This window comes from Microbacterium umsixpiens, assembly GCF_053543675.1.
The window spans coordinates 1-5,145 of record NZ_JBLVOH010000021.1 but is presented as its reverse complement, the minus strand read 5'-3'; the positions used below and the strand labels follow the sequence as shown (position 1 = coordinate 5,145).

Genomic DNA, 5,145 nt, shown 5'->3' with positions numbered 1-5,145 from the left:
GGCGCTCGGCCTGATCCGTGCTGAGTTCCACGGTGTCGGCGGCAGCGTTCTCCTCCACGCGCGCCACCCGACGGGTGCCGGGGATCGGCGCGATGTCATCTCCCCGGGTGAGGATCCACGCCAGCGCCGTCTGCGCCGGAGTCGCGCCGATCTCGGCACCGATCGCACGGACCTCGTCCACGAGACGCAGATTCCGCTCGAAGTTCTCGCCCACGAACCGCGGGTTCGTCTTGCGCCAGTCGTCGTCGGGGATGTCGGAGGGAGAGTGAAGCTGCCCTGTCAGCAGACCGTGCCCGAGCGGGGAGTACGGGACGAAGCCGATGCCGAGCTCACGGAGAACAGGCAGGATCTCCTCCTCCACGTCGCGAGTCCACAGCGAGTACTCGGTCTGCAGTGCCGAGACCGGCTGCACGGCGTGCGCCCGCCGGATCGTCTGCGCCGAGGCCTCTGAGAGCCCGAAATGAAGGACCTTGCCCTCGGCGATGAGATCGGCGACGGCGCCGGCAGTGTCCTCGATGGGCGTGTTCGGATCGACCCGATGCTGGTAGTAGAGGTCGATTCGGTCGGTGCCGAGGCGACGCAGCGACCCTTCCACTGCGGCTTTCACGTTCTCCGGTGAGCTGTCGATCACGCCGGGACCGCCATCGGCGTGCGAGACGAGCCCGAACTTCGTCGCGATCCTCACCTGATCGCGGCGGTCGCGGATCGCACGGCCGACGATCTCCTCACTGAGGTAGGGACCGTAGATCTCCGCGGTGTCGATGTGTGTCACCCCGAGGTCGAGCGCGCGGTGGATGGTGCGGGTGGATTCGTCATGGTCGAGACCACCACCTGTCGTGTAGGTGCCGGCCATGGTCATCGCGCCGAGGCCGATGCGGGAGACTTCGAGGCTCCCCAGATGTGCGTTCTTCATGTCGTTCCTTCGTCAGTGTTCCGTGCTTCGAGCAAAGCCGCTTTCTCCGGATCGAGCGCGGCCCTGTCTATGGGTGCCCCCGCAGGGACCCCCTCGCGTGTCCGGTTCGGCGTAGTTTCGATCGCATGGACACTCCGGACGCCATCAGCGACTTTCTCACGACGAGGCGCGCGAGACTCACCCCCGAGGAGGTGGGCCTGCCGGATTTCGGCGGACGTCGCCGCGTGCCGGGGCTGCGTCGGGAAGAGGTAGCCCTCGTGGCCGGGATGAGTCCCGAGTACTACAAGCGCCTCGAACGTGGTCAGGCCAAGGGCGTGTCGGATGCCGTCATCGACGGCGTCAGCCGCGCGCTGCGCCTCGACGAGGCCGAGCATGCGCACCTGCACGACCTGATCCGCGCCGCGAATGCGGGAGCACGTCCGCGACAGAGCGAGCGTCCGGCGCGGGCAGTCCAGGTCTCCGCTGCCACGCGACAGACGATCGATGCGATGTCCACGGTCCCCGTCTATGTGCAGAACGGCCGTTTGGATGCCGTCGCGACCAACGCACTCGGACGCGCTCTCTTCTCGGAGATGCTCGACGGTGCTCCTGCACCCGCGAATGCCGCGCGCTTCATCTTCCTCGAGTCCCGCGCGCAGACCTTCTACCGGGACTGGGACGCCCAGACGCGGCAGATCGTCGCCGTGCTGCGTACCGAGGCGGGCCGTTCTCCATACGACCGGAGGCTCAGCGACCTCGTCGGCGAGCTGTCCACCCGCAGCGATCTCTTCCGGAAGCTCTGGGGAGCTCACGACGTCCGCGAACACCGCGCGGGCCTGAAGACGATCCATCACCCGGTCGTCGGCGACCTCGACCTCACGTACCAGGCGATGGATCTCGCGTCCGACCGCGGGCTGCAGATGATCGTGTTCTCCGCGGAGCCGGGTTCCGCCAGTCGAGAGCGGTTGCAGCTTCTCGCCAACCTGGCCGAGACAGCGGCGGAGGCGAGAGGATAGCCGTATGACGAACCGGCTCGCCGACACGCTCAGCCCCTATCTCCGCCAGCATCAGGACAACCCCGTCGACTGGCACCCGTGGGGCGAGGAGGCGTTCGCGGAGGCCGAGCGCCGCGACGTACCGCTGCTGATCTCGATCGGCTACTCGACCTGCCACTGGTGCCACGTGATGGCGCGGGAGTCCTTCGCCGATCCGGATACTGCCGCCCTCATCAACGACGGCTTCGTCGCGGTGAAGGTCGACCGCGAGGAGCATCCGCAGGTCGACGGCGCCTACATGGCCGCAGCCTCCGCCTTCACGCAGAACCTCGGCTGGCCGCTCACGGTCTTCACCACGCCCCGAGGACGCACGTTCTATGCCGGCACCTACTGGCCGCCGGAGGCCCGCGGCCAGATGCCCGGCTTCCGCGATGTGCTCGCCGCAGTGCGCGAGGCGTGGACCGTGCGGCGGGAGCAGGCCGAGGAATCGGCGGATGCCGTGACCGACGCCCTCGCCCGCGCGGCGGAGTCCACGCCGTCGGACCTGCCCGACGTGGTGGCGATCGCGACGGCGGCGGAGACGATCGCGCAACGGGAGGACCGCGTGTACGGAGGTTTCGGCGGGGCCCCGAAGTTCCCCGTCGCCACGACGCTGCGGTTCCTGCAGCATCCGCTGGTGCGGGAGGGCGCTCCGCAGGCCGCGGCGTCGGCGGCACGGGCGCTCGCCGCGATGGCCGGGTCCGACCTCCGCGACGCCGACGGCGGCTTCTTCCGATACGCCACCCAGCGCGACTGGACGGTGCCGCACTACGAGCGGATGCTCACCGACAACGCGCAGCTGCTCGACATCGCGCTCGACGCGGGGGACGAGTCGACCGTGCGCGGGATCGCCGCCTTCCTGATCGACGTGCTCCGTCGCGACGCCGGAGGGTTCGGAGCCGCGCAGGATTCCGAGTCGACGATCGACGGCGCCCGCAGCGAAGGCGGCTATTACCTTCGTCCGGTCGCCGACCGCGCGGACCTGGAGCCGCCCGCCGTCGACGGCAAGGTGATCACCGGGTGGAACGGCCTGGCGATCGGCGCGCTGTCCCGGGCGGGTGCGGCATTCGGCGAGCGGGCCTGGATCGATGCCGCCGCTGCTGCCGCCGACCATGTGCTGCGGGTCAACCGGAACGCCGCCGGCGCGCTCGCGCGCACATCGCTCGACGGCCGCGCATCCGCCGCCGTCACGACCCCCGCCGATCTCGGACTCCTCGCCGACGGCCTGTTCGCCCTCGCCCTCGCGACGGGGGAGGCGGAGTGGGCCGTCACGGCACGAGGCATCCTCGACGACGCTCTCGCCGGCACCGGTGGCGACGACCCGCTGCTCTCGGCGCAGGGCATCGCGACCTCGCCCGACCAGACCGACGGCGACCTGCCCTCGGATGCCGCCGCGGTCGCCGGAGCCGCGCTCACCGCCTGGTGGCTCGGGGCGGGGGACCGGTATCGAGGGGCCGCCGTCGAGACCGTGAGCGCCCTCGCGTCGCGCGCGCTCGCGCAGCCGTTCGCCCACGGCACGCTGCTGCGGGTGGCCGCGGGCCTCGCCCTCCCGCCCCGGCAGCTGGTGGTGATCACGGCCGACCGCGACGGTGCGCTCGCGGCAGCCGCCCGGGATGCGGACGCCGAGGTCATCGCCATCGTCAGCCCCGCGCAGGCGCAGGCGTTCACCGAAGCCGGGTTCGAGCTGTTCGAGGGCAAGGACGCGGTCGCGGAGCGCGCCTACGACTGCCGCGCCTTCGTGTGCCGGCTCCCGGTGAGCGACCCGGCAGAGGTCTCGATCTCGCGCTGACGTCACCGATGCATGGTGCACAATCTGCACAGCAATCCGCGCGCAGGCACCGTCCGGTTGCGCGGGTTGCGCAGCATCCGGTGCACCGTTTGCCCAGTGCCCGGCATCCGTTCTACTGTTGCGCGACCCCACCCGCGATCACAGCAAGGATGCTCTGACGATGCCTCTCCCCACCCGCGCCGGACTCGACGCCGTTCCCGCGTACCGTCAGGGGCGCTCCGCCCCGGCCGGTGCGTCGAAGCTCTCCTCGAACGAGTCGCCGCATCCGCCGCTTCCTTCGGTCGCCCAGGCCGTGCGCGACCGGGTCGACGGCATCAACCGCTACCCGGACATGAGTGCCGCCGCTCTCCGCGAGCGTCTCGCCGCCCGCTACGGTGTCGACCCCGCCGAGGTCACCGTCGGTGCGGGTTCGGTCGAGATCGCCTCGCAGCTCATCCACGCGGTGGCCGGCGACGGCGACGAGGTGATCTTCGCCTGGCGGTCGTTCGAGGCGTATCCCTCGCTGGTCCGCATCGCCGGGGCCACACCGGTGGCCGTGCCCCTCGATGCCGATCACGCGCACGACCTCAACGCGATGCTCGCCGCGATCACCCCGCGTACCCGCCTGATCTTCGTGTGCAACCCGAACAACCCGACCGGGACCGTGGTCGGCGCCGACGAGCTGGAGCGCTTCGTCGCCGCCGTGCCACACGATGTGCTCGTGGTGATCGACGAGGCGTACGTGCACTTCGACACGACCGAGAGCCGCGGCGCCGGCATCGAGCTGTTCCGCCGGCATCCGCACGTGGCCGTCCTGCACACGTTCTCCAAGGCCTACGGGCTCGCCGGGCTGCGCATCGGCTACGCGATCGCCCCGGCCGCCGTCGCCGAGAACCAGCGGAAGGTCGCGGTGCCGTTCGGGGTCACCGATCTCGCCCAGACGGCGGCCCTCGCCTCGCTGGATGCCGAAGACGAGCTCGCGGTGCGCATCGGTGAGGTGATCGAGCAACGCGACCGCCTGCACGATGTGCTCACCGCGGCCGGCTGGCCCGCCGTCCCCTCGCAGGCGAACTTCGTGTGGGTCCCGTCCGGTGATCGCACGGGCGAGCTCGAGGAACTGCTGCAGGCCGGCGGCGTGGTCGCCCGGGCCTTCGCCGGCGAGGGGATCCGCATCTCCTCCGGCTCTCCGACCGACATCGACCGCGTCGAGCAGGCGCTCGCCGCCGCGCGTGTGGAGGTCGGCGCGTGACCGGCGACCGCGCGACAGAACTCCCGCCCACCACGACGACCACCAAGGGTCTGCATCCGGGGCTGACCCGCCGCCAGATCTCGATGATGGGGCTCGGCGGCGCGATCGGCGCCGGCCTGTTCGTCGGTTCGGGCCAGGCGATCAGCATCGCCGGTCCCGCCGTCCTGGTCTCGTACCTCGTGGCCGGTGGCATCGTCGTGCT

At 70.8% G+C, this 5,145-nt stretch carries 4 protein-coding genes and 1 pseudogene; 4 read left to right on the top strand and 1 reads right to left on the bottom strand.

All coding sequences use genetic code 11. The annotated features are described in order from the left end of the window. On the bottom strand, positions 1-913 hold a 913-nt coding region (locus ACNPM4_RS02020; RefSeq protein ID WP_448984513.1), incomplete at its 3' end, for an aldo/keto reductase. Positions 914-1,038: 125 nt separating this feature from the next. Here ACNPM4_RS02020 and ACNPM4_RS02015 point away from each other — a divergent pair. From ACNPM4_RS02015 to ACNPM4_RS02000, 4 genes and pseudogenes are all read left to right on the top strand, one after another. Beyond that, positions 1,039-1,908, top strand: coding sequence for a helix-turn-helix transcriptional regulator (locus tag ACNPM4_RS02015; protein ID WP_448984512.1), 870 nt, complete (start codon positions 1,039-1,041; stop codon positions 1,906-1,908). A 4-nt stretch (positions 1,909-1,912) separates the two neighbouring features. Continuing rightward, entirely contained in the window at positions 1,913-3,715 is a 1,803-nt protein-coding gene (locus ACNPM4_RS02010; RefSeq protein WP_448984511.1) for a thioredoxin domain-containing protein, read from the top strand. Between the two features lie 160 nt (positions 3,716-3,875). Next, on the top strand, positions 3,876-4,943 hold the full coding sequence (gene hisC, locus ACNPM4_RS02005) for a histidinol-phosphate transaminase (protein ID WP_448984510.1): 1,068 nt from the start codon (positions 3,876-3,878) through the stop codon (positions 4,941-4,943). Continuing rightward, positions 4,940-5,145 (top strand): annotated as a pseudogene (locus ACNPM4_RS02000) (amino acid transporter); the annotation flags it as partial. The gene hisC and the pseudogene ACNPM4_RS02000, both read left to right, overlap by 4 nt.

Bases quoted from the DNA above. Each gene is read 5' to 3' on its own strand.
- hisC (WP_448984510.1), top strand. From the start codon at position 3,876: ATGCCTCTCCCCACCCGCGCCGGACTCGACGCCGTTCCCGCGTACCGT.
- ACNPM4_RS02010 (WP_448984511.1), top strand. From the start codon at position 1,913: ATGACGAACCGGCTCGCCGACACGCTCAGCCCCTATCTCCGCCAGCAT.
- ACNPM4_RS02015 (WP_448984512.1), top strand. From the start codon at position 1,039: ATGGACACTCCGGACGCCATCAGCGACTTTCTCACGACGAGGCGCGCG.